The 23857-nt window shown below is 47.1% G+C and carries 20 protein-coding genes; 6 read left to right on the forward strand and 14 right to left on the reverse strand.

Going from position 1 to position 23857, the window contains the following annotated elements; genetic code table 11:
* The first annotated feature begins 159 nt into the window (after positions 1-159).
* Together AOT11_RS03660 and AOT11_RS03665 are read left to right on the forward strand one after the other, a co-directional pair.
* On the forward strand, positions 160-1218 hold the full coding sequence (locus AOT11_RS03660; protein ID WP_011078437.1) for a succinylglutamate desuccinylase/aspartoacylase family protein: 1059 nt from the start codon (positions 160-162) through the stop codon (positions 1216-1218).
* A 129-nt stretch (positions 1219-1347) separates the two neighbouring features.
* On the forward strand, positions 1348-1812 hold the full coding sequence (locus tag AOT11_RS03665; protein WP_017420842.1) for a hypothetical protein: 465 nt from the start codon (positions 1348-1350) through the stop codon (positions 1810-1812).
* A 77-nt stretch (positions 1813-1889) separates the two neighbouring features.
* On the opposite strand, the gene AOT11_RS03670 is transcribed toward AOT11_RS03665, so the two are convergent.
* Both AOT11_RS03670 and purL read right to left on the reverse strand, forming a co-directional pair.
* Complete coding sequence (locus tag AOT11_RS03670; RefSeq protein WP_017420841.1) at positions 1890-2207, reverse strand: DUF3622 domain-containing protein; 318 nt, start codon at positions 2205-2207, stop codon at positions 1890-1892.
* Between the two features lie 159 nt (positions 2208-2366).
* A complete protein-coding gene (purL, locus tag AOT11_RS03675; RefSeq protein WP_026050423.1) occupies positions 2367-6260 on the reverse strand; it encodes a phosphoribosylformylglycinamidine synthase in 3894 nt (1297 codons plus the stop codon).
* Positions 6261-6557: 297 nt separating this feature from the next.
* Here purL and mltF point away from each other — a divergent pair, with 297 nt between their 5' ends.
* On the forward strand, positions 6558-8147 hold the full coding sequence (gene mltF, locus AOT11_RS03680) for a membrane-bound lytic murein transglycosylase MltF (protein WP_026050422.1): 1590 nt from the start codon (positions 6558-6560) through the stop codon (positions 8145-8147).
* Between the two features lie 446 nt (positions 8148-8593).
* Here the strand turns inward: mltF and tadA are convergent, their stop codons facing one another.
* Both tadA and AOT11_RS03695 read right to left on the reverse strand, forming a co-directional pair.
* Complete coding sequence (gene tadA, locus AOT11_RS03690; RefSeq protein WP_017420838.1) at positions 8594-9139, reverse strand: tRNA adenosine(34) deaminase TadA; 546 nt, start codon at positions 9137-9139, stop codon at positions 8594-8596.
* 36 nt (positions 9140-9175) lie between these two features.
* The gene (locus AOT11_RS03695) at positions 9176-10060 is read right to left on the reverse strand and encodes a LysR family transcriptional regulator (RefSeq protein ID WP_026050421.1); all 885 of its coding nucleotides are present in this window, start codon (positions 10058-10060) and stop codon (positions 9176-9178) included.
* A gap of 152 nt (positions 10061-10212) precedes the next feature.
* On the opposite strand from AOT11_RS03695, the gene AOT11_RS03700 reads away from it, so the two are divergent.
* Positions 10213-11343: an S-(hydroxymethyl)glutathione dehydrogenase/class III alcohol dehydrogenase gene (locus AOT11_RS03700; RefSeq protein WP_017420836.1), complete on the forward strand. Its 1131-nt coding sequence runs from the start codon at positions 10213-10215 to the stop codon at positions 11341-11343.
* A 49-nt stretch (positions 11344-11392) separates the two neighbouring features.
* Complete coding sequence (gene fghA, locus AOT11_RS03705; protein WP_017420835.1) at positions 11393-12238, forward strand: S-formylglutathione hydrolase; 846 nt, start codon at positions 11393-11395, stop codon at positions 12236-12238.
* 43 nt (positions 12239-12281) lie between these two features.
* Here the strand turns inward: fghA and AOT11_RS03710 are convergent, their stop codons facing one another.
* The 5 genes from AOT11_RS03710 to AOT11_RS03730 all read right to left on the reverse strand — a co-directional run bounded on the left by AOT11_RS03710 (position 12282) and on the right by AOT11_RS03730 (position 16878).
* Positions 12282-13841 carry an AbgT family transporter gene (locus tag AOT11_RS03710; protein WP_017420834.1) on the reverse strand — a complete coding sequence of 520 codons (1560 nt, stop codon included), beginning with the start codon at positions 13839-13841 and terminating at the stop codon, positions 12282-12284.
* A gap of 279 nt (positions 13842-14120) precedes the next feature.
* Positions 14121-14540, reverse strand: coding sequence for a type IV pilus modification PilV family protein (locus AOT11_RS03715; RefSeq protein ID WP_017420833.1), 420 nt, complete (start codon positions 14538-14540; stop codon positions 14121-14123).
* On the reverse strand, positions 14530-15774 hold the full coding sequence (locus AOT11_RS03720; RefSeq protein WP_017420832.1) for a hypothetical protein: 1245 nt from the start codon (positions 15772-15774) through the stop codon (positions 14530-14532). Before AOT11_RS03720 ends, AOT11_RS03715 begins: the two co-directional genes overlap by 11 nt.
* Complete coding sequence (locus AOT11_RS03725; RefSeq protein WP_026050420.1) at positions 15771-16388, reverse strand: PilW family protein; 618 nt, start codon at positions 16386-16388, stop codon at positions 15771-15773. Before AOT11_RS03725 ends, AOT11_RS03720 begins: the two co-directional genes overlap by 4 nt.
* Positions 16366-16878, reverse strand: coding sequence for a GspH/FimT family pseudopilin (locus AOT11_RS03730; protein WP_026050419.1), 513 nt, complete (start codon positions 16876-16878; stop codon positions 16366-16368). Before AOT11_RS03730 ends, AOT11_RS03725 begins: the two co-directional genes overlap by 23 nt.
* A 102-nt stretch (positions 16879-16980) precedes the next feature.
* On the opposite strand from AOT11_RS03730, the gene AOT11_RS03735 reads away from it, so the two are divergent.
* Positions 16981-17415: a type IV pilin protein gene (locus tag AOT11_RS03735; protein WP_172840608.1), complete on the forward strand. Its 435-nt coding sequence runs from the start codon at positions 16981-16983 to the stop codon at positions 17413-17415.
* A gap of 63 nt (positions 17416-17478) precedes the next feature.
* Here AOT11_RS03735 and dnaJ read toward each other — a convergent pair whose 3' ends face one another.
* The 5 genes from dnaJ to AOT11_RS03760 all read right to left on the reverse strand — a co-directional run bounded on the left by dnaJ (position 17479) and on the right by AOT11_RS03760 (position 23831).
* A complete protein-coding gene (gene dnaJ / locus AOT11_RS03740) occupies positions 17479-18627 on the reverse strand; it encodes a molecular chaperone DnaJ (protein ID WP_017789254.1) in 1149 nt (382 codons plus the stop codon).
* Positions 18628-18836: 209 nt separating this feature from the next.
* Positions 18837-20747, reverse strand: a complete 1911-nt coding sequence (gene dnaK, locus AOT11_RS03745) for a molecular chaperone DnaK (protein ID WP_017420829.1) — start codon at positions 20745-20747, stop codon at positions 18837-18839.
* Positions 20748-20987: 240 nt separating this feature from the next.
* Positions 20988-21773, reverse strand: coding sequence for a metal ABC transporter permease (locus AOT11_RS03750; protein ID WP_017420828.1), 786 nt, complete (start codon positions 21771-21773; stop codon positions 20988-20990).
* Positions 21770-22669, reverse strand: coding sequence for a metal ABC transporter solute-binding protein, Zn/Mn family (locus AOT11_RS03755; protein ID WP_017420827.1), 900 nt, complete (start codon positions 22667-22669; stop codon positions 21770-21772). The genes AOT11_RS03750 and AOT11_RS03755 overlap by 4 nt, the downstream gene beginning before the upstream one ends.
* The gene (locus AOT11_RS03760) at positions 22653-23831 is read right to left on the reverse strand and encodes a hypothetical protein (RefSeq protein WP_017420826.1); all 1179 of its coding nucleotides are present in this window, start codon (positions 23829-23831) and stop codon (positions 22653-22655) included. Before AOT11_RS03760 ends, AOT11_RS03755 begins: the two co-directional genes overlap by 17 nt.
* Positions 23832-23857: the final 26 nt, after the last annotated feature.

Here is a 23857-nt window from a genome sequence, read left to right on the forward strand (position 1 = left end):
CGATTAAATTTCAACCAACCAAAATTAACAACCTATCGACAAAAATCAGAGAAAAGTCAGTGAACGATTAGCGATTTTTATCGTAATCTTAATAAGGTCGAATGGTTTCACCTTAGCTGCGTTGTTAGAGTCAGTGGAACAGCAAATACAGGAAGTAGTATGGTTCGTATCAAGAAAAACAAAGTGTTCGAGATCTTAGGACACAAAATCCCCCCCGCACAACGGTTAGAGATAGAGCTCGATGCGGCGCAGCTTTACACCCACTCTCCTCTTTCGATCCCGATTGAAATCATCAATGGACGCAATGCTGGCCCTGTACTGATGATCAATGCTGCAATACATGGTGATGAACTCAATGGCGTTGAGATTGTCAGGCAACTGATTAACAGCCTCGATCCCAACCAAATCAAAGGCACCGTTATTGCCGTTCCAATCGTGAATGTGTTTGGCTTTATTCATAAATCCCGCTACCTGCCGGACAGACGCGATCTCAACCGCTGTTTTCCCGGTAGTGAAAAAGGTGCACTGGCTTCACGCATGGCACATACCTTCTTTAGTAATGTGGCCCTAAGAGCCGACTATATTCTTGATCTTCACACCGGAGCCATCCATCGAACCAATTTGCCTCAAATCCGTGCCAATTTGAGTAATCCAGAAACGTTGAGAATAGCCAAAGCCTTCGGCGCACCGGTTATCATCGATTCCGCTCTTAGAGATGGTTCCATTCGCTCTGAAGCTGAAAAGTGCGATATTCCCGTACTAACCTATGAAGCTGGCGAAGCGCTCAGATTTGATCCTCTCTCCATTAGTGCCGGGGTGCTCGGTGTTAAACGCGTGATGCAAGCCATTGGCATGCTCCGAGCCAGTCGAAAAAAATTGCCTCAACCTGTCATTGCTAAATCAACCAGTTGGGTGCGAGCATCAGGAAACGGCATTTTGCGTACCGTGGTCAACTTAGGCGCCAAAGTTGAAAAAGGGGAAACCTTAGCCTATATCAGTTCACCGCTGGGCCATGACGAAGTGGAGTTGAAAGCCCCTAAAGGTGGCATTGTTATTGGCCAACAAACACTGCCTTTGGTTAATGAAGGCGATGCTATTTTTAATGTGGCGTATTTCCGTCAAGATGACGAAGTCGTCGAGCAAGTGGTGGAAAGCTATATTGAAGAGCTCGTTGAAAGTGATATTGACTTGATCACCACAGGGCAAATCCCCCTTTAACCTCTTTCGCTACAATACGTTGGCTCACGCGATCACCGTGAGCCATACATATCATTACACGAAATAAATTGAACGGCGTTTTATTGATATTTACCATCACTGGATTATTGATATAGCCGTCGAGTCACTATGATGTTTCGTTTCATTCTTTCCTTTGCCGCCTTGTTGTCACTGCCAAGCATGGCACAACATACCCAAACGCCAGATCTCGCCCACTACCTGCAACAGCATTTTGAAGCCAATCAGGATCCGAGTCAGGACAGAATGACACAAACGGAAAACCTATCCACATCGCTTGATCTGGACGCAGGGAAGGAAAAAATCGAATGGACCTTAGATCGTGGTGCGAATCGCATCAACTGTGACATGCTGGTCTCTCAATCAGGTCAAGAGCCCCATTTCGACTATGGCGAAGCCAAAGATCTTTCTGATGGTTTGCAACACTTCGACTTACCAAAACGCAAAAGTGAACAAGAATATTACCGCAATCAAGTCAACAGCAATACGCCGGGATTAAACCCTAGTAGTAAGCAGTTTGCCGCCCCTGCTGAGGGTGATTTTCATGTTTCACTCTCCTCAGATTGCTTCAACTAACCCTAGGTAAACGCATAAATGCAAAAAGCCCCGATGTGTGAGCATCGGGGCTTTTCTAAATGGCATTGAGTCGTGAATTACTCGTCTTCGTCCACTTCATCTTCCGCTTGAGCATCACGAGCACGGCGCTGTTCTGCTTTACGAAGTTTTGCGCTTAGCGCTTCAGCATCACGCTCTTTACGTTGCTGCGATTTACGCTCGTTGCGCTCGGCTTGGTTCTTAACAAAACCAGCGAGTTCAGCTTCTGCCCACGCTTGAGCAGCCGCTTCAGAGTCAAAACCCATTTGACGCTTTGAAACAACAGTTTTACGAGAGGTTACTTGACGAGTAATCTCAGCCGCCCAACCTTCACGTTTCTCAGTCACGCGGATGGCAAATTTTTGGTTTTTAGACATGTCAGATGTTCCTAAGGGATTGTAAAGGGATTCAAGCCATCCCTTGGCAAGCGGCGTATTAGACCACAATTATTTGCGATTGGCTATTGGCTCACTGATAAAAAAACCGCCAGAGAAGCGCTCTAGCGGTTTATTCAGCATCACATTATTTCAATCGGATTAGCCCAGATTTTTGCGTGCGTTTTGGAACATACGCATCCACGCGCCATTTTCACCCCAACCTTCTGGTGCCCATGAGTTCGCTACGGTGCGGAATACACGCTCTGGGTGCGGCATCATGATGGTTACGCGACCATCTTTTGTCGTCAAACCGGTAATCGCATTTGGTGAACCGTTAGGGTTGTTCGGGTATTGCTGTGTTGGATTACCTAGGTTATCAACAAAGCGGACCGCAACGGTGCCCGATGCTTCAATCGCAGCGAGATGTTGAGCATCGCGTACTTCCACGCGACCTTCGCCGTGCGAAACAGCGATAGGCATACGAGAGCCAGCCATGCCATCAAAGAAGACAGAATCTGATTTCTGTACTTCGACTAGGCTAAAGCGTGCTTCAAAACGCTCTGATTCGTTGCGAACGAAACGTGGCCACAAGTCGGCACCTGGGATCAATTCTTTCAAGTTTGAAAGCATCTGACAGCCGTTACATACCCCCAGTGAGAAGGTGTTTTCACGATTAAAGAAGGCTTGGAACTGCTCACGTGCTTGCGTATTAAAGAGCACAGATTTCGCCCAACCTTCACCCGCACCTAATACGTCACCGTACGAGAAACCGCCGCAAGCCACTAGACCATGGTACTCATCCAGCACCGCTTGACCCGTTAGAATGTCACTCATGTGAATGTCGGTGGCTTCAAAGCCTGCGCGATCAAAGGCAGCGGCCATTTCAACATGAGAGTTAACCCCCTGCTCACGCAGGATCGCCATCTTCGGTTTCGCACCTTTCGCGATATACGGAGCTGCGACATCTTCGTTAACATCATAGCTGAGCGACACATTCAGACCTGGATCTGAGTTGTCTTTCTTCGCGGCAAACTCTTGGTCTGCACACGCAGGGTTGTCACGCAGTGCCTGCATCTTATGCGTAGTTTCCGCCCAGGTAACACGCAAATCAGTGCGTGAACGTTCCAGTACCACAGCATCACCAGAGCGAATCACAAAGTTGTCTGAAGCGTCAACCGCACCAATCACGTGTGAACACGCTTCTAGACCATTGGCTGCCAACATCGACAGCACAGAATCCAATTCATCGTTCTTAACTTGAACAACTGCACCGAGCTCTTCGTTAAATAGCGCCGCCAGAACATCGTCACCCAACGCAGCGATATTCGCGTTGACACCACAGTGACCAGCAAAGGCCATCTCTGCAAGTGTCACCAATAGGCCGCCATCACCTTTATCGTGGTACGCAAGCAATTTGTCTTGGCGAACCAGAGCTTGCATCGCATCGAAGAAGCCTTTCAATTGTTCCGCGTTGTCGACGTCAGCCGGTTTGTCACCCAATTGCTTGTAAACCTGAGCCAGCGCCGTAGCACCTAAGCGGTTCTTACCGTTGCCAAGGTCAACAAGAACCAGTGAGGTCTCGCCTTTGTCGGTACGCAACTGAGGAGTAATGGTTTTACGTACATCTTCAACACGAGCAAACGCGGTGATGATAAGAGACAGTGGAGAAGTCACTTCTTTCTCTTCACCGTTCTCATTCCACTTGGTCTTCATTGACATTGAGTCTTTACCAACAGGGATAGTAAGACCCAATGCAGGGCACAGTTCTTCACCCACTGCTTTCACCGCTTCGTAAAGACCCGCGTCTTCACCTGGGTGGCCGGCAGGTGACATCCAGTTTGCTGACAGCTTAATGCGCTTGATATCGCCGATGTCAGTCGCTGCGATGTTAGTGAGAGACTCACCAACGGCTAGACGTGCTGACGCGCCAAAGTCAAGCAGCGCAACAGGTGTACGTTCACCCATAGACATGGCTTCACCGTGGTACGTATCGTAACTGGCTGCTGTGACCGCACAGTTTGCGACTGGCACCTGCCACGGACCGACCATTTGGTCACGTGCCACTAGGCCTGTGACGGTACGGTCACCAATGGTGATCAAGAAGGTTTTTTCAGCCACAGTTGGAAGACGAAGTACGCGATCCACCGCTTCGTTAAGTTCGATGCCATCACGCGTCATCGCTGGGCTGTCTACTTTGAGTGTGGTTGCTTCACGATGCATCTTTGGTGGCTTGCCAAGCAGAATGTCCATTGGCATATCAATCGGCGTATTGTCGAAGTGCGCATCTTCCAGCGTTAGGTGACGCTCTTCCGTTGCCACACCGACCACAGCGTATGGCGCACGCTCACGTTTACAGATTGCATCAAATGCCGCCATGTTTTCTGGTGCGACCGCGAGTACATAACGCTCTTGAGATTCGTTACACCAGATTTCCAATGGGCTCATTCCCGGCTCATCGTTTGGTACATCACGCAGCTGGAACTTACCGCCACGCTCACCATCATTGACCAACTCTGGTAACGCGTTTGAAATACCACCCGCGCCAACGTCGTGAATAAACGCGATTGGGTTGTTATCGCCAAGCTGCCAACAGCGATCGATCACTTCCTGACAGCGACGCTCCATCTCTGGGTTTTCACGTTGTACCGAAGCAAAATCCAGATCTTCGGCCGACTGACCTGACGCCATAGACGACGCAGCACCACCACCCAGACCAATGTTCATCGCAGGGCCGCCAAGAACAATCAAACTTGCGCCGACAGGGATCTCTTTCTTCTGTACGTGCTCGTCACGAATGTTACCCATACCACCAGCAATCATGATTGGCTTGTGGTAGCCACGCACTTCTTCACCTGCGTGTGACGTCACTTTCTCTTCGTAAGTACGGAAGTAACCAAGGAGGTTTGGACGACCAAATTCGTTGTTGAATGCCGCGCCACCAAGAGGGCCTTCTAGCATGATGTCAAGGGCGTTGACGATACGACCCGGCTTACCAAAATCGGTTTCCCATGGCTGTTCAAAGCCAGGAATACGTAAGTTCGAGGTGGTAAAACCAACCAGACCCGCTTTTGGCTTGCCGCCAATACCGGTTGCGCCTTCGTCACGAATTTCACCACCAGAACCGGTGGAAGCACCTGGCCATGGTGAGATTGCGGTTGGGTGGTTGTGCGTCTCTACCTTCATCAAGATGTGCGCATCTTCGTGATGGTAGTTGTATTGACGCGTTTCTGGATCAGGGAAGAAACGACCGACTTTTGAACCCGTCATTACCGCTGCGTTATCTTTGTAAGCAGACAGCACGTGATCTGGCGTTGTTTCAAAGGTATTTTTGATCATCTTAAACAGCGATTTTGGCTGTTCCACACCATCGATCGTCCAATCGGCGTTAAAGATCTTGTGACGACAATGCTCAGAGTTAGCCTGAGCAAACATCATAAGTTCGATGTCATTTGGATTACGGCCAAGCTTAGTAAAGTTCTCCACCAAGTAATCAATTTCATCTTCTGCCAGCGCTAGGCCAAGTGAAACGTTTGCTTCTTCAAGCGCGAGACGACCTCCAGAAAGGATATCCACCTGAGTCATTGGTGCAGGCTGTGCAACGCTGAACAATGCCGCTGCTGCTTCTAAATCACCAAATACCGCTTCCATCATGCGGTCATGAATAATGCTTTTTACGATGTCGATTTGTGCGCTAGAAAGCTCTGATGACGACTCAACGTAGTACGCCGTGCCGCGCTCTAAACGCTTCACCGCGTTAAGACCACAGTTTTGTGCAATGTCTGTCGCTTTTGATGACCAAGGAGAGATGGTGCCAGGACGAGGAGTGACCAGCAATAAGAGACCTTGAGGCTCGTGCTCTTCGATAGTTGGGCCGTAAGTAAGAAGTTTCTCTAACTTTTCTAGCGCTTCTGCGTCTAACTCAGAGGTCAGATCCGCAAAGTGCATGAACTCGGCATAAATGCCCGTTACAGGCAGATCTTGTTCACGACAAAGTTCCAGTAGTTTATTAACTCGAAACTCAGAAAGAGCTGGGGAGCCACGCAAAATTCTCATGTGCTTAGGTCTCTTATGCAATTGATTAAGGTGATATTGGAATAAATTCAGTGGGTTATACTGTTTTACTTCGAACTTATGCCGATTGCACCTCTCTGTTGCGGGCGCATTATATAGCAATTGTTTTTGTGATGTAACACCAAAAGCAACCGTTTGCGTCACTTTTTTTGTCAAATTTGAAATACAACCAAAATGTCGTCACTAAGAAAAGGTGTACAATTTTGCCTATCGCTTTTTCTTTGCCTACCTTGCCCGCTTTGATATAAAGAGACGAATCGATTTTTGAGAGCAGACTTGATGCCAATATTTAATCTTCACCAACTACGTAACTTTCTGTTTATTATCGCGACAACGCTGTTTTTATCAGCGTGTCAGATTGAATCAAAGCCCACTAGCGAACTTGATCAGATCAAACAGAGAGGTGTACTCCGTGTCGGTACTCTCAATAATCAACTCTCTTATTACATCGGTCCTGATGGACAAACCGGTTTAGATTACGAACTCGCTCGTCAGTTTGCCGATGAACTTGGCGTCAAACTTGAAGTGAAAGTGGCTTTTCGCCAAGCCGAGTTGTTCCCCATGCTCAAACGCGGAGACATCGACCTGATCGCCACCGGCCTCAACCAGACCCCAAGAGCGATTAAACAATTTCGCCCTGGGCCAAGTTATTATTACGTCAGTCAAGTCGTGGTGTACAAAAATGGTGCCCTACGCCCACGTAACTTAAAACAGTTAGTCGAATACCAAAACGCCAAAACCACCTCAGAAGATGAAGACGAAACCAGTAACAATGCGGCTGCCAACACTCTGCAAGTGGTGAAACAATCACAAAATGTGACGTTGTTGAAATCGCTACAAAACGATTACCCAGAGCTGCAATTTACCACCGTCTCTGATGCCGATAATTACGATTTGCTTCGCCGCGTCTCAACTGGGGAGCTGAGATTTGCCATCAGCGATTCTATCGAATTATCACTGGCTCAACGTCTCTACCCCGATTTAGCCACCGCATTTGAAGTCACCGAAGACCAACCTGTTTCTTGGTTTGTTCGCCGTTCACCGGATGAATCTTTGTATGCGCTGATGATTGAGTTTTTCGGCAACATTAGTCAATCTGGCGAACTTGCACGCCTAGAAGAAAAATACATTGGCCACATTGGCAGCTTCGATTATGTGGATACGCGCGCCTTTATCCGTGCGTTGGACAATAAATTACCCAAATGGGCTCCTTTATTTGAGCAATATTCTGCAGAATTTGACTGGCGCTTAATTGCCGCTCTGGCGTACCAAGAATCACATTGGAATCCCCTCGCGAAATCGCCGACCGGTGTGCGCGGTATGATGATGCTGACGTTGCCGACTGCGCAAAGTGTTGGCGTAAAAAACCGCTTAGACCCAGAGCAGTCTATCCGCGGTGGCGTTGAATATCTGCGTCGTATTGTCGCTCGTGTACCTGAGTCGATCCCTCAACATGAGAAAATCTGGTTTGCTTTAGCATCCTACAACGTTGGCTTTGGTCATATGATGGATGCACGCCGCTTAACCAAACGACAAGGTGGCAATCCAGATTCTTGGGGAGATGTGAAAGAGAGACTGCCGCTATTAAGACAGAAGAAGTATTTCAGCCAAACTCGCTACGGTTATGCTCGTGGAGACGAGGCGAAAAATTACGTTGAGAATATCCGCCGCTACTACCAAAGCATCATTGGTCATGTGGGACAAAACTCTCTGATTGCGAGCGACCAAGAGGGTGAAATTCAAGTGATCCCGCCACTCGAAAATAGTGAGTTAGTGGCGGCTAGCGACATTGACGCAGCAGAAAACGAAGCTCTGTCGCCAGATGTCACCGTCAGCCAAGCGACACTCACCACAGAAGTCCAACCTTAAGAGCAGAAGTGGAGCGATTTTTGTAAAAGTCGATTGCTTTTTATCGACAACTTTATCTAAAATCGCTCTTCTGAATTAAGCTAAGCAGACCACTTCGGTCGATCTAAATCTTAGCGTCACTTTCCAAGCGTCAAGCTTGTACTGAAAGAGTTCATATTTAACCACCCCAAAAACATCTCTTAAAGCCAAGGCTCTAAAGAATGCGGAGACGTTATCGTCGTCGTTAAGGGGATTATTTATCGTCAGTAGGAGGTCGTTGTGTTAAGACGTCGCGTCCAATCCAAACGCCTGAACAAAACTGTAGCGGCTAACCGACGTAAACGTAAGTTAGCGAATACAAAAAGAAAAATTAGCGCTCGCAATCGCATTTTTGTGCACCTTGTGAACCACGCTTAATGGATGAGTAAACATCTGCACCATAAAAAGCAGATGTTTGCTACTGCCCTCTACTTTTCTTCCACGTCCACATCATCATGATCACTTTGAGCCTGCTGTTCCTTCTTCAACGCCTTGATCTCTTTACGACGGCGCTTAAAAAAGGCCTGCAACTGCTCACGACATTCCGACTCTAACAATCCTTTTTCGATGGTTGCGTAATGATACGCCGCTTGACTAGAAAATAGATCGAGTACCGTCCCTGCCGCACCCGCTTTTAAATCAGGAGCGCCAAAGACAATGCGTTTCACACGGCTATGCAGCAGTGCGCCAGCACACATTGGGCAAGGCTCTAAGGTGACGTACAATGTGGTGTCGAGCAGACGATAGTTACCCATACTCTGCCCAGCCTGACGTAAGGTCTGTATTTCTGCATGGGCCGTCGCATCATGTTGACCTATCGATTGGTTCCATCCTTCAGCAATCACCTCGCCATCTTTGACCAGTACCGCGCCAACAGGCACTTCCCCTTCACTTTCGGCAATCGCGGCAAGCTCAATGGCTCTGCGCATAAAAACTTCATCTTGAAGTGAAAAAGGTTGATGTGTCTCTGCCATGTTTACCTCTATCGTCTGGGTTGTGGATTATAGCGGTTATGCGGCTGCAGATAAATGTTGTGCCAGATGATCCACCAGCAAACGAACTTTCGGCGATAAATGTCGATTGTGTGGATACAGCGCCCAAACCCCTTCACGATCATCACGAAAATGCGCCAGCACTTCGATAAGTCGCCCTGCGCGCAAGTGCTCATCAACGTAGTAATCCGGTAATTGAACCAAACCAATCCCTTTCAGAGCAGCATCCAATAACACAACACCACTAGAGCAACGAATACGCCCATTCACCTTAATGGAGCGACCTTGATGACTCTCTTTGAAACGCCAATGATCATGGGTACCGACCAGGCAGTTGTGTGACGACAAATCCGATAACGTATGAGGCATGCCATGCTGTTCAAAATATTCCGGCGTTGCACAAACATGCAGATGACGATCGCTCAGTCGACGCGCCATGGAACTAGAATCTTCAAGCTGGCCCAGCCGAACCGCGATATCCACACCCTGCTCAATCAAGTCGAGCTTTTGGTTGGTGAGTACTAACTCCAAATCGATTTTAGGGTAACGAATCAGAAAGTCATTCAGCAACGGCGCAATCTTTTGTTCACCATAAGTGACCGGGGCGGTAATTCTTAGTTTCCCTTGTGGAATCTGCTGCATTTGTGTCACTGCTAGCTCCGCTTGATGCAGCCCTTCCAGTATGCTACGACAATGCTGAACGTAGATCTGCCCAGCCTCGGTGAGTGACACTTTTCTTGTTGAGCGCAGCAACAGTTTCACACCGAGTCGCTCTTCCAGCTGTCCGACTCGGCGGCTCACATTTGCGACCGATGTTTCTAAGCGCGTAGCGGCCTGAGTGAAGCTACCGCTTTCAGCCACCGCAACAAACTCATTCACACCTTCCCAATGAATATTGGCCATCACACTTCTCCCTCACATTCATTATTACTCATGTGTAAAAGTCATTCTCAATTTGACAGGATTATAAAACAATTTGGAATGACTATACTGAAATTCTTGGTTCGGTGTGCCTATACGCCGCCGCTTAGTTAGACGCTTAAAGGAGCCTCTCCATGACTCAAGATAAATTCATCAAATCTCGCGCCGCTGTAGCTTGGGGGCCAAAACAACCACTGAGCATCGAAGAAGTCGATGTCATGCTGCCCAGAAAAGGCGAAGTCCTTGTTCGCATCGTCGCGACTGGGGTCTGTCACACGGATGCTTTTACGCTGTCAGGAGATGATCCAGAAGGGGTTTTTCCAGCGATTTTAGGTCATGAAGGTGGCGGTATTGTTGAAATGGTTGGCGAAGGGGTAACCAGCGTCTCAGTCGGTGATCACGTCATTCCCCTTTACACCGCAGAGTGTGGTCAATGTAAATTCTGTCTGTCTGGTAAAACCAACTTGTGCCAAGCCGTGCGAGAAACACAAGGTAAAGGCTTAATGCCTGATGGCACGACGCGCTTTTATAAAGATGGCAAGCCTATCTTCCACTATATGGGCTGCTCAACTTTTTCGGAGTACACCGTGTTACCTGAAATCTCACTAGCAAAAGTAAATATAGAAGCACCGCTGGAAGAGATCTGCTTACTTGGCTGTGGTGTTACGACTGGGATGGGCGCGGTAATCAATACAGCGAAAGTGAAGCAAGGGGATACGGTTGCGATCTTCGGTTTAGGTGGGATTGGCTTGTCAGCGATTATTGGTGCGCGTATGGCTGGTGCGAGTCGCATTATTGCTGTTGATATCAACGATAGAAAATTTGAATTAGCCAAGCAGCTGGGTGCCACAGATTGCATTAACCCTAAAGAACATGCTCAGCCGATCCAAGAGGTAATCATCGAGATGACTGACGGCGGCGTGGATTTTTCTTTCGAATGCATCGGTAATGTCAACGTCATGCGCCAAGCGCTCGAATGCTGCCATAAAGGCTGGGGGGAATCTGTCATCATCGGGGTCGCAGGAGCAGGGCAAGAAATCTCAACACGCCCTTTCCAACTGGTCACAGGTCGAGTTTGGCGTGGTAGCGCTTTTGGCGGCGTGAAAGGTCGCTCTCAACTGCCTGCGATTGTGGAGCAATACCTTGCTGGTGAATTTGGTTTACAAGAATTCATCACGCATACAATGCCACTGGAAGGGATCAACGACGCCTTTGAACTGATGCACTCCGGAGAGAGCATTCGCTCAGTGGTTCACTTCGAATAACCCCTCCACTATTAACATTGGCGAGCTTCGGCTCGCCAAAGGAGCAAGCATGGTTTTGACCCACCTTAGCCAATCAAAAGTTTTCCAAGGTTGGCACAAGCAGTACCAACATCACTCAAGCACGCTGAATTGCGAGATGCGATTTGCGATTTTTTTGCCTCCCCAAGCCACCAACCATCACAAAGTACCCGTCCTGTATTGGTTATCCGGCCTCACCTGTAGCGACGAAAACTTTATGCAAAAAGCGGCGGCATTTGAAAAAGCGGCAGAGCTAGGTATGGCCATTGTTGCACCCGATACCAGCCCCAGAGGTGAAGGAGTCGCCGACGATCCCGATGGGCACTATGACCTTGGTCTTGGGGCTGGATTTTACCTCAATGCCACTCAAGCGCCGTGGAAAAAGCATTATCAGATGTACGACTACATCGTGAGTGAGCTGCCTCAGTTGATTGAAGCTAATTTTCCTGTCACGGAAAAAAGGGCCATTGCAGGACACAGTATGGGAGGACACGGCGCTCTGACGATTGGGATTCGCAATCCAGAGCGCTATTGTTCTATTTCCGCATTCAGTCCAATTTGTCACCCCACTAAGGCACCTTGGGGGCAAAAAGCCTTTCGCCATTATTTAGGGGAAGAGACTGAACAATGGGCACAATACGATGCCGTTGAACTGCTCAAAAAGCATTGTCTTACACGTCCGTTGCTGGTCGATCAAGGTGCTGCCGACCCCTTCTTAGAAGAACAACTGCAAATTGAGACGCTGCAACAAGCGTTACAAAACGCTCCTGCACATACTCAAATTCGCCTGCAGCCGGGGTACGATCACAGCTATTTCTTCATCCAAAGCTTTATTGCGGATCATCTCGCCTTTCACTGGCAACATCTTAGTACATAACGCAAAAAGCCTGCTGATGCAGGCTTTTTCTTATCCAATGCTATTACATTGTGTAGGTGTATGGTGCTTGAACACCCAACGGAATACCCACTGCCCAGTAAGCAAGCAAGAAGACCGTCCAACCAATCAGCATCGCAATAGAGAACGGCATCATCAATGATGCAAGCGTACCGATACCGGTTGATTTCACGTAACGTTGGCAGTAAACAACAACAAGTGGGAAGAACACCATCAACGGTGAAATGATGTTGGATACAGAGTCACCCACACGGTAAGCCGCTTGAGAAAGCTCAGGAGAAATACCCACAGCCATTAGCATTGGAACTAGGATAGGACCAATCAATGCCCACTTAGCCGATGCTGAACCGATAAGTAGATTCACTGACGCAGTCAACAGAATCATACCAACAATCGTCGCCTCACCTGGCAGGTTCATCGCTTTCAGGCCTTCAGCGCCGTAGAGTGCCAACATGGTACCGATGTTTGACTGAGCAAATGCCGACAAGAACTGTGCACAGAAGAACGACATCACAATGTATGCGCCCATCGTCGACATCGTTGTTGCCATCGCTTTGATGATGTCATTACTAGATTTGAACGTGCCAGACACACGACCGTAGACATAACCAGGGATGATAAACAGGATGAAGATCAATGGAACAATTGACTTCATGATCGGAGCAGAGAACGCCGTAATTTCACCATTTGGTGAACGCAGCGCTGAGTTTTCAGGCCAGATAGCAGCGATAAGCAGCGCAATACCTGCCATCATCGCCCAACCAGCGTAACGGAACGCTTTCGATTCTAACTCGGTGAATGAACCAAGATCTGGTGCTTTTTCCGCATCGTCATCAATCGGTGTGCTCGCAAGACGAGGCTCGATGATTTTCTCTGTTACGTACCAGCCAATAGCAACAATGATGACTGAAGAAAGGCCAGTAAAGAAGATGTTTGCTAGTGGGTTAACCACGTACGCAGGATCCAGAACCTGAGCTGCCGTTTGTGTAAAGCCAGCCAATAGAGGGTCGATACCTGAAGGGATAAAGTTGGCAGAGAAGCCACCTGATACACCCGCAAACGCAGCCGCGATACCCGCAAGAGGGTGACGACCTGCCGCATGGAAAATGATACCACCTAGAGGAATAACCAGTACGTAGCCTGCATCCGCTGCGGTGTGCGATACGATCGCAACCAAAATCAGCATTGGAGTCAGAAGCTTAGCTGGCGTGAAATTCAGCATCTTCTTAAGGCCTGTGGTAATAAAGCCTGAAGAGTCCGCAACACCGACACCAAGCATCGCCACTAACACGATCCCTAGAGGTGCAAAGCCAGTAAACGTAGTCACCATGTTTGCAAGGAAACTGGCTAATGATTCACCAGTCAGAAGGTTTTTGATTGCAAGAGCGTCGCCAGTTCGAGGGTTGATAAGATCAAACGAAACGTTTGACAAAAGTGCAGACGCAGCCCAAGTAATCACTAGTGCCCAGAAGAACAAAATCGCAGGATCTGGGATCTTGTTCCCTACCCTTTCAATGAAGTTCAAAAAACGATCCATGCCGCTCGGCTTCGGCGATGGCGCTTGATTTACAGCTTGGTTACTCATGGTAACTCCATAATCAATGATGTTGGTGCCAATGGCTTCTTAAAATTATTGTTTCAGCCTATTTTTCAACGTTTGATTCTATTAAATCCGTTTAAGAAAAGCACAAGGTTCCGAAAGTTTTTCCATATTTGGAGACATATTTTGCAAAAACACAATCAATGTGCAACAAATTAAATACAATCAAAAACCCTTTTTTGAAACAAAAACGACACTATATTGAAATACATCACGATAACAACTGAAGCACCTTCCACCATTTAACCACTCAATATCAACTCATCACATATCAAATTCGCTGTATTTGGAGATCATTGTTTTAAGCTCAATAGAGTGCGAATCACCTAGCCGATCCGTCCACGTAGTTTTTATCTCTATTGTTTTTAATGAACTTGACACTGTATTCGAAACAACATCCCAAGAAGTCGTATAAATTGGAGATAAAGAGGAACTTGAACTTGATGCAGCTATACTGTCAAAATCGATTACATTTCCCCCCGAAGAAGCACTGGATGCTCCTCGTGTACGAAACAATTCCAATTGATTCTCTGCTAAACGTAACGCTTGGATACTTTGTGAAGCGTAGTCCGCTTCTCTTTCAATATAGATTTGAAGCTTAGTTAGACCTAATGCACCAATCCCAATGAGTATAAAAGAAATCAATACTTCTAAAAGACTAAATCCTTTCTGTTTAAAAATCATTCCATGATCCTTTTAACCAAGTTGCTTTGTTACTTAAAGCTGGTATCGCACTAGCATCAAAATCCAAATCTACAGCACTATTAAACACACTAAGGCCCCCTACTGTGTCAAAAACATACCCCCCAGTAGGAGCAAAGGCGCCATTGGTAAAGAAAGTCAACTTTTTCTTTTCGTCTGTACTCAATAATCCCAATTCGCTCGATACCGACACATCACTCGTCCATTTGGATGTCATATCTCCGATAGCAGATGAGAACAAGTGGTAAACCATGCCATTAAAGACATAGGATCCAGAGACAGCTAAAAGGCCATTTTCGACAACTAAAACCTTTGGTGTGCTCCCTATTTTTGTAGGGGCTAATTCAGAACCATCTTCTAGATCACAGTCTCCCTTCACCCACACTTTATTATTTAGAGCAAACGCATCTCTTACTCGTTCTTGGCATGAACCACCAGAGGTACCTACCGTGCCTTGTATGACATTGAAACCTGCTCTGACACTCTCAATCTTATCCTTAGGTTTTCCGAAGAAAGACTCAAATGAGTCAAGCGTGGCATCATGTATAAAGTCGTGAGCAAACATCTTGCCATCACCGATGTAATCCGTATTGTTCCCGACAACTTTAATGTCATAGTCAAATTGAGTTCCTGAGCAATTCGCGTCATTTGGGATACATGCGTCCAGCTTCTGTGTGTCGGTTTTGTAACTGGGGCCGCATACATTACTTCCAGGATCTTTTGTAACGAATGCTCCTTTTAGTCTTACTGATGTTTTAAAGCGAACGGAGACACATACATTGGGGTCGATAAACTCAGGAGTGAACGAGTACGAGCCAATTAACATCAAATCAGATCGAGATTGAATGGCTCCAGTTACTCTAGAATATCTTTTTAATGTTTTTTCCAAACTGTAATAACCATCGGCAGTTGAATTGACTACAAAGTTTTCTGGTGTTGAAACAGATTGATTTGAAGCCACATTGCTCAGTGTACAAAGAGAATAATCTTGTGCAGTAGGAAGTTGGTTCGGATAAACTTTATTAATGGAATAGGCGCATTCTAATCCACCTTCTGCTTTCCAATGTGCTTGACGAGCCTTCACTTCATTCTGGGCTATTTTTATCTGATAAAACAAACCACGAGAAGATGCTAAGGAAACGACTAGCGCAAGCAACAACAAAATAGACGTAACCAACAATGTTGCGTAACCTGATTGAATAGCTTTCGATTTCATTGCCAATTCCTTTGCTTAACTACCGTCGTAGAAGTTTCACTCAACGAACCATCCAATGTACTTAATCCAAGGATGATTGTTGTCACCTTACTTGAGGCTTGAGTATTTGCCACAACTGCAGAACTCACTGAAAACTGATTTACCTTTAAGATGCCATCATCAAGGAGTGTTTTGCAGGAACCAATATCCGATAAAACCTTTATTTGAGATGAGGTGAGAACCCCCTCTTCACACACCAATAGTCGATCTCCATCACTTCTATACTTAATGTTTCGATAATCTTTATTTTCAAAAGAGCCATCTTTGAAGTAAACAAAACCAATTGAAGAAGCGCCACTTACTGATACAGTCCCAGCTGCCCCCGATAACTTCAGAGAGCTCCCTAAACCACCATCGTAACCTGCTCTCTGAATATCCTCTTTAATGACAGACAAAGTGATATCTAAACTTTGCATCAAATTTAAATGCAAGCTTTTATCTTTAGCTGATTTTTGTAAGCTCAAGAATAATGAGCCAACAATCCCAATCAATATTACACCCAGCATGGCACTAATCATTAATTCAACCAGAGAGCTCCCTCTCTGGTGCTTTCTACGAGCAAGTTGGATAATCATATAATTTTGCTCCCGAAAGACTACATACCCGAATTCGTCCAGGTGGATTGGAAATAACAATCGAGAGTTTCTTGGTCACATCTGATGTGGGATAAAAGACAATACTTCCTCCCTGTGGCCTCCCTCTAATTGGGTCAAAAGAGATAAATTTCTGATTATAGTTGTGATACGTAGATAAACCTGAATATGACGAACCCGATAAATAAAGAACTGTACCGCCCGCTGCACTGGCGGACGTGCTTAGTTTTAAAGACCACTCACCTTTGTCAGCTACTTCGGACTTTTCTTTGGTAAAGTGAACGTATAATTTGGCATTTCTTGCAACCGCTTCTGATTTACTTTGATTTAAAAATCCGCTCAGTTCTGAAGCCAATCTTTGCATCTGCACCGTTTGAGAGACATGAGTAAAACTAGGCGTTGCCCAAGCTAAAATTACAGCCAGTACAGCCACTGTAATTAAGAGCTCCAAAAGTGTGAAGCCGCGAGTCATTTCCCAAATTCCTATGTAATCTATTGCTAAGCAACAATTCAACTTGCACCAATGCTAGCACCATAGAAAAATAGGAGGAAAATCAACGAGGAAGTGTTCGTGATGATTCGAAATTTTCCCTGCAAACACTACAAAAAACACTCATCTGGTATGACATTGATCGAATTATTAATCGCCGTAGTCATCGTAGGGGTATTGGCGAGCATCAGCTACCCAAGCTACAACAATTATGTGATCGAGTCGCATAGAACAGTAGCCAAAGCAGATATGGCAAAAATTCAGTTGGAGTTGGAACGTAGCTACAATGGTGGTTATCAATGGACGCAAATCCTATCCGGCAGTACTTGCCTGATATGCGACTCTTCCTCAGACAGATATAAGTTTGAAGTCGCCAGCTCAGCAACGTCCGCCTATACTATCTCTGCCGAAGCGAAAACCGACAAAGGTCAAAGCAAAGATCCTTGCCTAGCCAATGAAACGATAAAAAAAATGACGCTCAACTCAACCAACCAAGCGAAACCAGCGGCTTGTTGGTAGTAAAACAAAAAGCCCGTTTGGTATGAGCAAACGGGCTTTTTGTACGGAGATCTTATCACATGACTAGCTGGTCAAATCGTCAAAGAACTTCTTCACACCATTAAAGAAACCTTCTGATTTTGGCTTATGCTTGGTGGCCGCTTCACCACAGCAAGACTCTTCAAACTCTTTCAGCAACTCTTTTTGACGTGAACTCAAGTTAACTGGCGTCTCAACCACAAGTTTCACAATCAAATCACCGATTGCGCCGCCGCGAACGCCTTTCACACCTTTACCGCGCATACGGAACATACGACCCGTTTGTGTTTCCGATGGCACTTTCAAGTTCACACGGCCATCGAGTGTCGGAACTTCCACTTCGCCACCCAGTGCCGCCATAGCAAAACTGACTGGCACTTCACAGTAAAGGTTATTGCCTTCACGTTCAAAGATGTGGTGCTCTCTTACGTGCACTTGCACATACAAATCACCGGCTGGAGCGCCGCGCTCGCCCGCTTCCCCTTCACCAGAGAGACGAATGCGATCACCGGTATCAACACCTGCTGGAATCTTAACATTGAGCGTTTTGGTTTTCTGCTTACGGCCTTGACCATGACACACATTACATGGGTCTTTGATGATCTTGCCTTTGCCGTGACAGGTTGGACAGGTTTGCTGCACAGCGAAGAAACCTTGGCGCATCTGAACCTGACCATGGCCATGACAGGTGCCACAAGTTTCGGCAGAAGTGCCTTTCTTCGCGCCCGAGCCTTCACAAGTATCACAATGAACCAATGTTGGAACTTCAATTTCCTTCGAGACACCACGAACGGCCTCTTCTAGCGACAGTTCCATGTTGTAGCGCAGATCCGCGCCACGCTGTGGACGTGCATGCCCGCCACCACGACGGCCACCACCAAAGATATCGCCAAAAACGTCACCAAAAATGTCGCCAAAGTCAGCGCCACCGCCACCACCGAAACCGCCGCCGAAGCCGCCACCACCTTGTTCAAATGCAGCATGGCCATATTGATCGTAAGCCGCTTTTTTCTGTGGATCGGTCAGAATTTCGTACGCTTCTTTTACTTCTTTAAACTTATCCGCAGCAGACTCGTCACCCTGATTGCGATCTGGGTGAAATTTCATAGCCAAGCGCTTATATGCTTTTTTGATGTCTCGCTCTGAGGCATCGCGGCTAACGCCTAATACTTCGTAAAAATCACGTTTTGACATATTGTTCGTCACCAATTAATTACTGCAAACGGTTGATTCCGCTTGGTGTTTGTATCGATATAGATAAAGGTGCGACGTTCTCAAACAATGCGGTCCTTTATCTATAAGTACACAGGTATTTACAAACTTACGGGCGTAAGAGTTACCCCAAACGCCCGCAAACAGGAAGTTAAACACCAGATGGCATATTGCCATCTGGTTAAACAAGATTATTTCTTGTCGTCTTTCACTTCTTCAAACTCAGCATCAACAACATCGTCTTCTTGAGACTGAGCACCAGCATCTGCTGAACCTTGTTGCGCTTGAGCTTGTTGCTGAGCGATTTCCATTAACTTTTGAGCTGCTGCCATTAGCGCTTGGATTTTCGCTTCGATCGCTTCTTTGTCTTCGCCTTTACGAGCTTCTTCAAGTTCGCTGATTGCGGCTTCGATCTTCGCCTTCTCATCTGCTGGTAGCGCTTCGCCCGCTTCTTCTACTTGCTTGCGTGTACCGTGGATGATTTGGTCAGCTTGGTTACGAGCAGTGGCTAACTCTTCGAACTTTTTGTCCGCTTCTTTGTTTGCTTCTGCTTCTTGTACCATTTTCTCGATCTCAGCGTCGCTTAGACCGCCAGAAGCTTGGATAGTGATCTTCTGCTCTTTACCCGTCTGCTTATCTTTCGCAGATACGTGTAGGATACCGTCCGCATCAAGGTCGAAAATGACTTCGATCTGTGGCATGCCACGTGGTGCAGGGTTGATACCTTCAAGGTTGAACTGACCTAGCGACTTGTTGTACATCGCTTGTTTACGCTCACCTTGTAGCACGTGAATCGTTACCGCACTCTGGTTGTCTTCCGCCGTTGAGAACACTTGGTTCGCTTTGGTTGGGATAGTGGTGTTCTTCTCAACCAATTTCGTCATTACACCACCCATAGTCTCGATACCTAGAGACAGTGGCGTTACGTCTAGTAGCAGAACGTCTTTCACATCACCCGCAAGTACACCACCTTGAACAGCCGCGCCTACCGCTACTGCTTCATCTGGGTTTACGTCACGACGAGGCTCTTTACCAAAGAACTCTGTTACTTTCGCTTGAACCATAGGCATACGAGTCTGACCACCTACTAGGATAACGTCAGTGATGTCACCTACAGAAAGATCTGCATCCGCAAGCGCAACTTTTAGTGGCTCAAGTGAACGTTGAACTAGGTCTTCAACCAGTGATTCTAGCTTCGCACGTGTCACTTTGATGTTCATGTGCTTAGGACCGGTTGCATCTGCCGTGATGTATGGCAGGTTTACGTCAGTCTGGTTAGTAGAAGACAGTTCGATCTTCGCTTTTTCTGCTGCTTCTTTAACACGCTGCATCGCTAGAGGATCTTTCTTCAGATCAAGACCTTGGTCTTTCTTGAATTCGGCTACTAGGTAGTTGATTAGACGGTTGTCAAAGTCTTCACCACCAAGGTGAGTATCACCGTTAGTTGCGAGTACTTCGAAGGTTTTCTCGCCTTCAACTTCATCGATTTCGATGATAGAGATATCAAATGTACCACCACCTAGGTCGTATACCGCGATAGTGCGATCACCACCTTGCTTGTCTAGACCGTATGCTAGCGCCGCTGCTGTTGGTTCGTTGATAATGCGCTTAACTTCTAGACCCGCGATACGGCCAGCATCTTTTGTTGCTTGGCGTTGTGCATCGTTGAAGTATGCAGGAACCGTGATTACCGCACCTGTTACTGGTTCACCTAGGAAGTCTTCCGCTGTTTTCTTCATTTTCTTAAGAACTTCAGCAGAAACCTGAGGAGCAGCCATTTTCTGGCCTTTCGCTTCAACCCAAGCATCACCGTTATCCGCCTTCACAATTTTGTATGGCATGATTTCGATGTCGCGTTGAACTTCTTCATCTTCAAAACGACGACCAATCAAACGCTTGATTGCAAATAGCGTGTTTTCTGGGTTTGTTACCGCTTGACGTTTTGCAGGTTGACCAACAAGAGTCTCACCATCGGTATAAGCGATAACTGAAGGAGTTGTGCGCTCACCCTCCGCATTTTCGATTACACGTGGTTTGTCGCCGTCTAGTACAGCAACACAAGAGTTAGTAGTACCTAAGTCAATACCAATGATTTTACCCATCTGGCTATCTCCAAATAAATTCTATTTTCTTTTGCTTTATCCCCTATATGGGGATCGACAATGGGGATTCAACCCTTACTCACAAAACCAAAATAAGTTGTGTGTTTCACTTATGCCTCATAGATAGGGGCGTCAAAAACCTTTTCAAGGGGCAACATGAAAAAAAGTGATATTTTTTTATTGGATTCAAGTCATCAGATGGCGGAGCCAATATCCGCTCCGCACAAATGAAAAGATAATTTAAGACGTGAGAGAACGAGACTCTGCGCGTTGAAAATGTAAACTCGCTCGCTTAACTATGACACCTACGGCGCCGACAGCTGCCATGGCCAGCACAATACTGGGCCCGACCGGGTAATCTCCCCACAATGACATCAAAAATCCGGCGCTCCCACCAACAATACCCAGGCTTATCGCTGCCCACCAATAGAGCGAAGATCGAAAGAGCAAGGCAAACAAGGCGGGCAAAATGAGTGCCGCAAATTCAAGATACACCCCAAGGTTGATCACCAAAGGCGGAACTGCCAAAGCGAACAGCAGATAGAATTTTGCTCCCTCCAACCAATGACGACGCTGCCATTGCACCCAAAGCAAACTGAGCGTCACCATAAACACCAAACCAACATCAGTGATGTCTGTCCATAGCAGACGCCCACCCAACAGTGAATCAATCAACTCTTTACCATGTGCTTGAACGCTCACCACATTGATGGAAACGCACGCAGCAATGACATACAGCAGGCCAATCATGGCTTCCAAGTGCGGCATCGCTCGATGCTCTAAATAACTTAGTAACCCAGCCACTGGTAAAGTCAGTAGATACGAGGCCAGCACTTTACTCAGCAAACTGGCGTCAAAACCTGCATAGAGCTCGACGATGATCATCGCCAATGCCGAGATTTGTGCCATGGCCAAATCAATAAAGACCACTCCACGGCGTAACACTTGCCTTCCTAAAATGATGTTACTCACCAAAGCCAGCAAGCCAATGGCCGCCGGCGTCATTAGCCACATGTGCGTGCTCATGGCGCGCTTCTCAACTGAAGCAGTTGCGCAATACTGTCATCAATCAACGCAAACAGATCGCTGGCCTGTGCTCTTCCGCCAACACTTTGAGCCAACTGCACAATCGGCAACTGGCTTCGCTGGGCCAACCAGTTGGCCGAATCCACAGGTTGATGGCTGGAGTAGACGATACCACTCACTTGGATCAAATCGAGTTGATTCAACTTTTGAAGATGCGCCATCGTCGGTGGTAATCCGGGCTTTGGTTCAAGATCCGCCACTTGTTCGATTCCCAACCAAGCATAAAGATAGCGATAGGTCTGGTGGTAACCCACCACTTGCATACCTCGTAATGGTCTTGCTTGCTCGCGCCAAACGGACAAACGTTTTTGCCACGCATGGCGAAACTTTACCCCCATTCCTTTATATAGGGACTGATTGTCTGGATCGATAAGCGCAAGCCTGTCCGCTAACGCACGAGATACAGCCGGCATATCGGCCACTGCAAATTGGACGTGAGGGTTGCCGTGCGCGTGGACATCGCCCATAGCACGATCAACCTGCTCATGTTTATCCAGCATTTGCACATAGTCACTGACCCACAACAACCCCGTTTGCCCGTTCTGTACTTTCGGGTTACGACTTTGCCTTTGCAGTTCAGGTAGCCAACCAATCTCCAGCTCAGCACCAGAGCAGACGACCAGATCTGCACGGCGCATTTGTGCAATCAGTGATGGCCTGGCTTGAACATAATGCGGGTCTTGCATCGCCGTGGTTGCAGAGTAAATCCGGGCATCAGGCGCATGCTGGCGAACTAAATCGGCCCAGTCCGGCTGGCAGACAAAGACATTCAGCCCAGCGATGCTCGGCATGCTCAAAAGTAACAGCGACAAACAAACACTAAAACGCATGAGCATGGTGCGCTCCAAATGACATCACGTATTGCAGACTAAATAAGGTCTCATCACCATCAACGTTGTCTTCATAGGTCACCTGACCACGAATGCGACCAAAATGGGAAGCATGCCAATCCAGCGCGACATCCCACTCTTTCAGATCGCCACGAGAAAACTCGCCATGCAAGTGATCACCATGAGCGTGTACGTCTCCCTCCACAGTTCGCACTTCCCCATAACGTGTACTCATGGTCCAACTCGGCTGGAACTGATAGGCGACTTCGGCATACCAACCTTGTGCTGCTTGTTCCGCTCCCGGAACACTCGCCATTTGCGGATCAAATCGATTGTCTAAATACCAAAATTCACTGCTGGCTCTCAGATTGGTTTGACGATAGTTACCTTCCGGCGCCCATTTCCAAGTGAAATCCGTACCATATAAATGACGCCCTGTTATCGCGGGCCCATGCGAATGACCTGCGTGATCATGATGATGGTCATGCGCACTGTGATCCGATGACTCAGAATGAACAAACTGACGACCATTGGCATTGTAAAGCGCGCTCACTCCCCAGCGCCAACTGTGCTCCACACCTAAGTCTGCGCCAATTTGCACGTTCGCGGTATACACGCCAACACTCACCGGATCGCTATACCCTGCATCCAAAAGCTTTCCGCTAAACGCTTCGATACTCGTCTGCAGATAAAAATCGCTCGGTGCCAACCAACTCATTTGAACGCCATCATCAAAATAGTGACCACCAAGAAATGCGCGATAAACAACTGGGCGTTCGATAAACGCATCTTCATGCATGTGTTTATTGTTTAGGTAACCAATGTGAGAGAGCAATCTCCCCGCTTTCAGTTTGAATCCCAGCGGTAAACTGAGCGTTTCTATCCAGGCCTCTTCGAGTTCAAGCTCGGTTTCTCCACCATGGCTCGCCAATACCGTAACGAGCTGGCCTTTGAAGTGATGATCAATGTTACTGCTTAGCACAAGCTCAGAATGCCCAAGCGAAAATCCCTTATCACGACTTCCCCAATGGCGAGATTCATTTTGATAGCTGCCATCCAGGACTACGCCAATATCAATATTTGCTTTTACCGCTGAACTACTGATGAGCATGGCGCCACACAAAAACAACCCACTCTTTTTTACTGCTGGGATTCTCACTACATCCATCTCCGATTAATTAATGATAATACGTC

The sequence above is a fragment of the Vibrio vulnificus NBRC 15645 = ATCC 27562 genome (genome assembly GCF_002224265.1).
Classification (GTDB): Bacteria; Pseudomonadota; Gammaproteobacteria; order Enterobacterales; family Vibrionaceae; genus Vibrio; species Vibrio vulnificus.

Excerpts from the sequence above, each read along its gene's own strand:
- AOT11_RS03660 (WP_011078437.1), top strand. The coding sequence starts at position 160 with ATGGTTCGTATCAAGAAAAACAAAGTGTTCGAGATCTTAGGACACAAA.
- AOT11_RS03665 (WP_017420842.1), top strand. The coding sequence starts at position 1,348 with ATGATGTTTCGTTTCATTCTTTCCTTTGCCGCCTTGTTGTCACTGCCA.
- AOT11_RS03670 (WP_017420841.1), bottom strand. The coding sequence starts at position 2,207 with ATGTCTAAAAACCAAAAATTTGCCATCCGCGTGACTGAGAAACGTGAA.
- purL (WP_026050423.1), bottom strand. The coding sequence starts at position 6,260 with ATGAGAATTTTGCGTGGCTCCCCAGCTCTTTCTGAGTTTCGAGTTAAT.
- mltF (WP_026050422.1), top strand. The coding sequence starts at position 6,558 with ATGCCAATATTTAATCTTCACCAACTACGTAACTTTCTGTTTATTATC.
- tadA (WP_017420838.1), bottom strand. The coding sequence starts at position 9,139 with ATGGCAGAGACACATCAACCTTTTTCACTTCAAGATGAAGTTTTTATG.
- AOT11_RS03695 (WP_026050421.1), bottom strand. The coding sequence starts at position 10,060 with ATGGCCAATATTCATTGGGAAGGTGTGAATGAGTTTGTTGCGGTGGCT.
- AOT11_RS03700 (WP_017420836.1), top strand. The coding sequence starts at position 10,213 with ATGACTCAAGATAAATTCATCAAATCTCGCGCCGCTGTAGCTTGGGGG.
- fghA (WP_017420835.1), top strand. The coding sequence starts at position 11,393 with ATGGTTTTGACCCACCTTAGCCAATCAAAAGTTTTCCAAGGTTGGCAC.
- AOT11_RS03710 (WP_017420834.1), bottom strand. The coding sequence starts at position 13,841 with ATGAGTAACCAAGCTGTAAATCAAGCGCCATCGCCGAAGCCGAGCGGC.
- AOT11_RS03715 (WP_017420833.1), bottom strand. The coding sequence starts at position 14,540 with ATGATTTTTAAACAGAAAGGATTTAGTCTTTTAGAAGTATTGATTTCT.
- AOT11_RS03720 (WP_017420832.1), bottom strand. The coding sequence starts at position 15,774 with ATGAAATCGAAAGCTATTCAATCAGGTTACGCAACATTGTTGGTTACG.
- AOT11_RS03725 (WP_026050420.1), bottom strand. The coding sequence starts at position 16,388 with ATGATTATCCAACTTGCTCGTAGAAAGCACCAGAGAGGGAGCTCTCTG.
- AOT11_RS03730 (WP_026050419.1), bottom strand. The coding sequence starts at position 16,878 with ATGACTCGCGGCTTCACACTTTTGGAGCTCTTAATTACAGTGGCTGTA.
- AOT11_RS03735 (WP_172840608.1), top strand. The coding sequence starts at position 16,981 with ATGATTCGAAATTTTCCCTGCAAACACTACAAAAAACACTCATCTGGT.
- dnaJ (WP_017789254.1), bottom strand. The coding sequence starts at position 18,627 with ATGTCAAAACGTGATTTTTACGAAGTATTAGGCGTTAGCCGCGATGCC.
- dnaK (WP_017420829.1), bottom strand. The coding sequence starts at position 20,747 with ATGGGTAAAATCATTGGTATTGACTTAGGTACTACTAACTCTTGTGTT.
- AOT11_RS03750 (WP_017420828.1), bottom strand. The coding sequence starts at position 21,773 with ATGAGCACGCACATGTGGCTAATGACGCCGGCGGCCATTGGCTTGCTG.
- AOT11_RS03755 (WP_017420827.1), bottom strand. The coding sequence starts at position 22,669 with ATGCTCATGCGTTTTAGTGTTTGTTTGTCGCTGTTACTTTTGAGCATG.
- AOT11_RS03760 (WP_017420826.1), bottom strand. The coding sequence starts at position 23,831 with ATGGATGTAGTGAGAATCCCAGCAGTAAAAAAGAGTGGGTTGTTTTTG.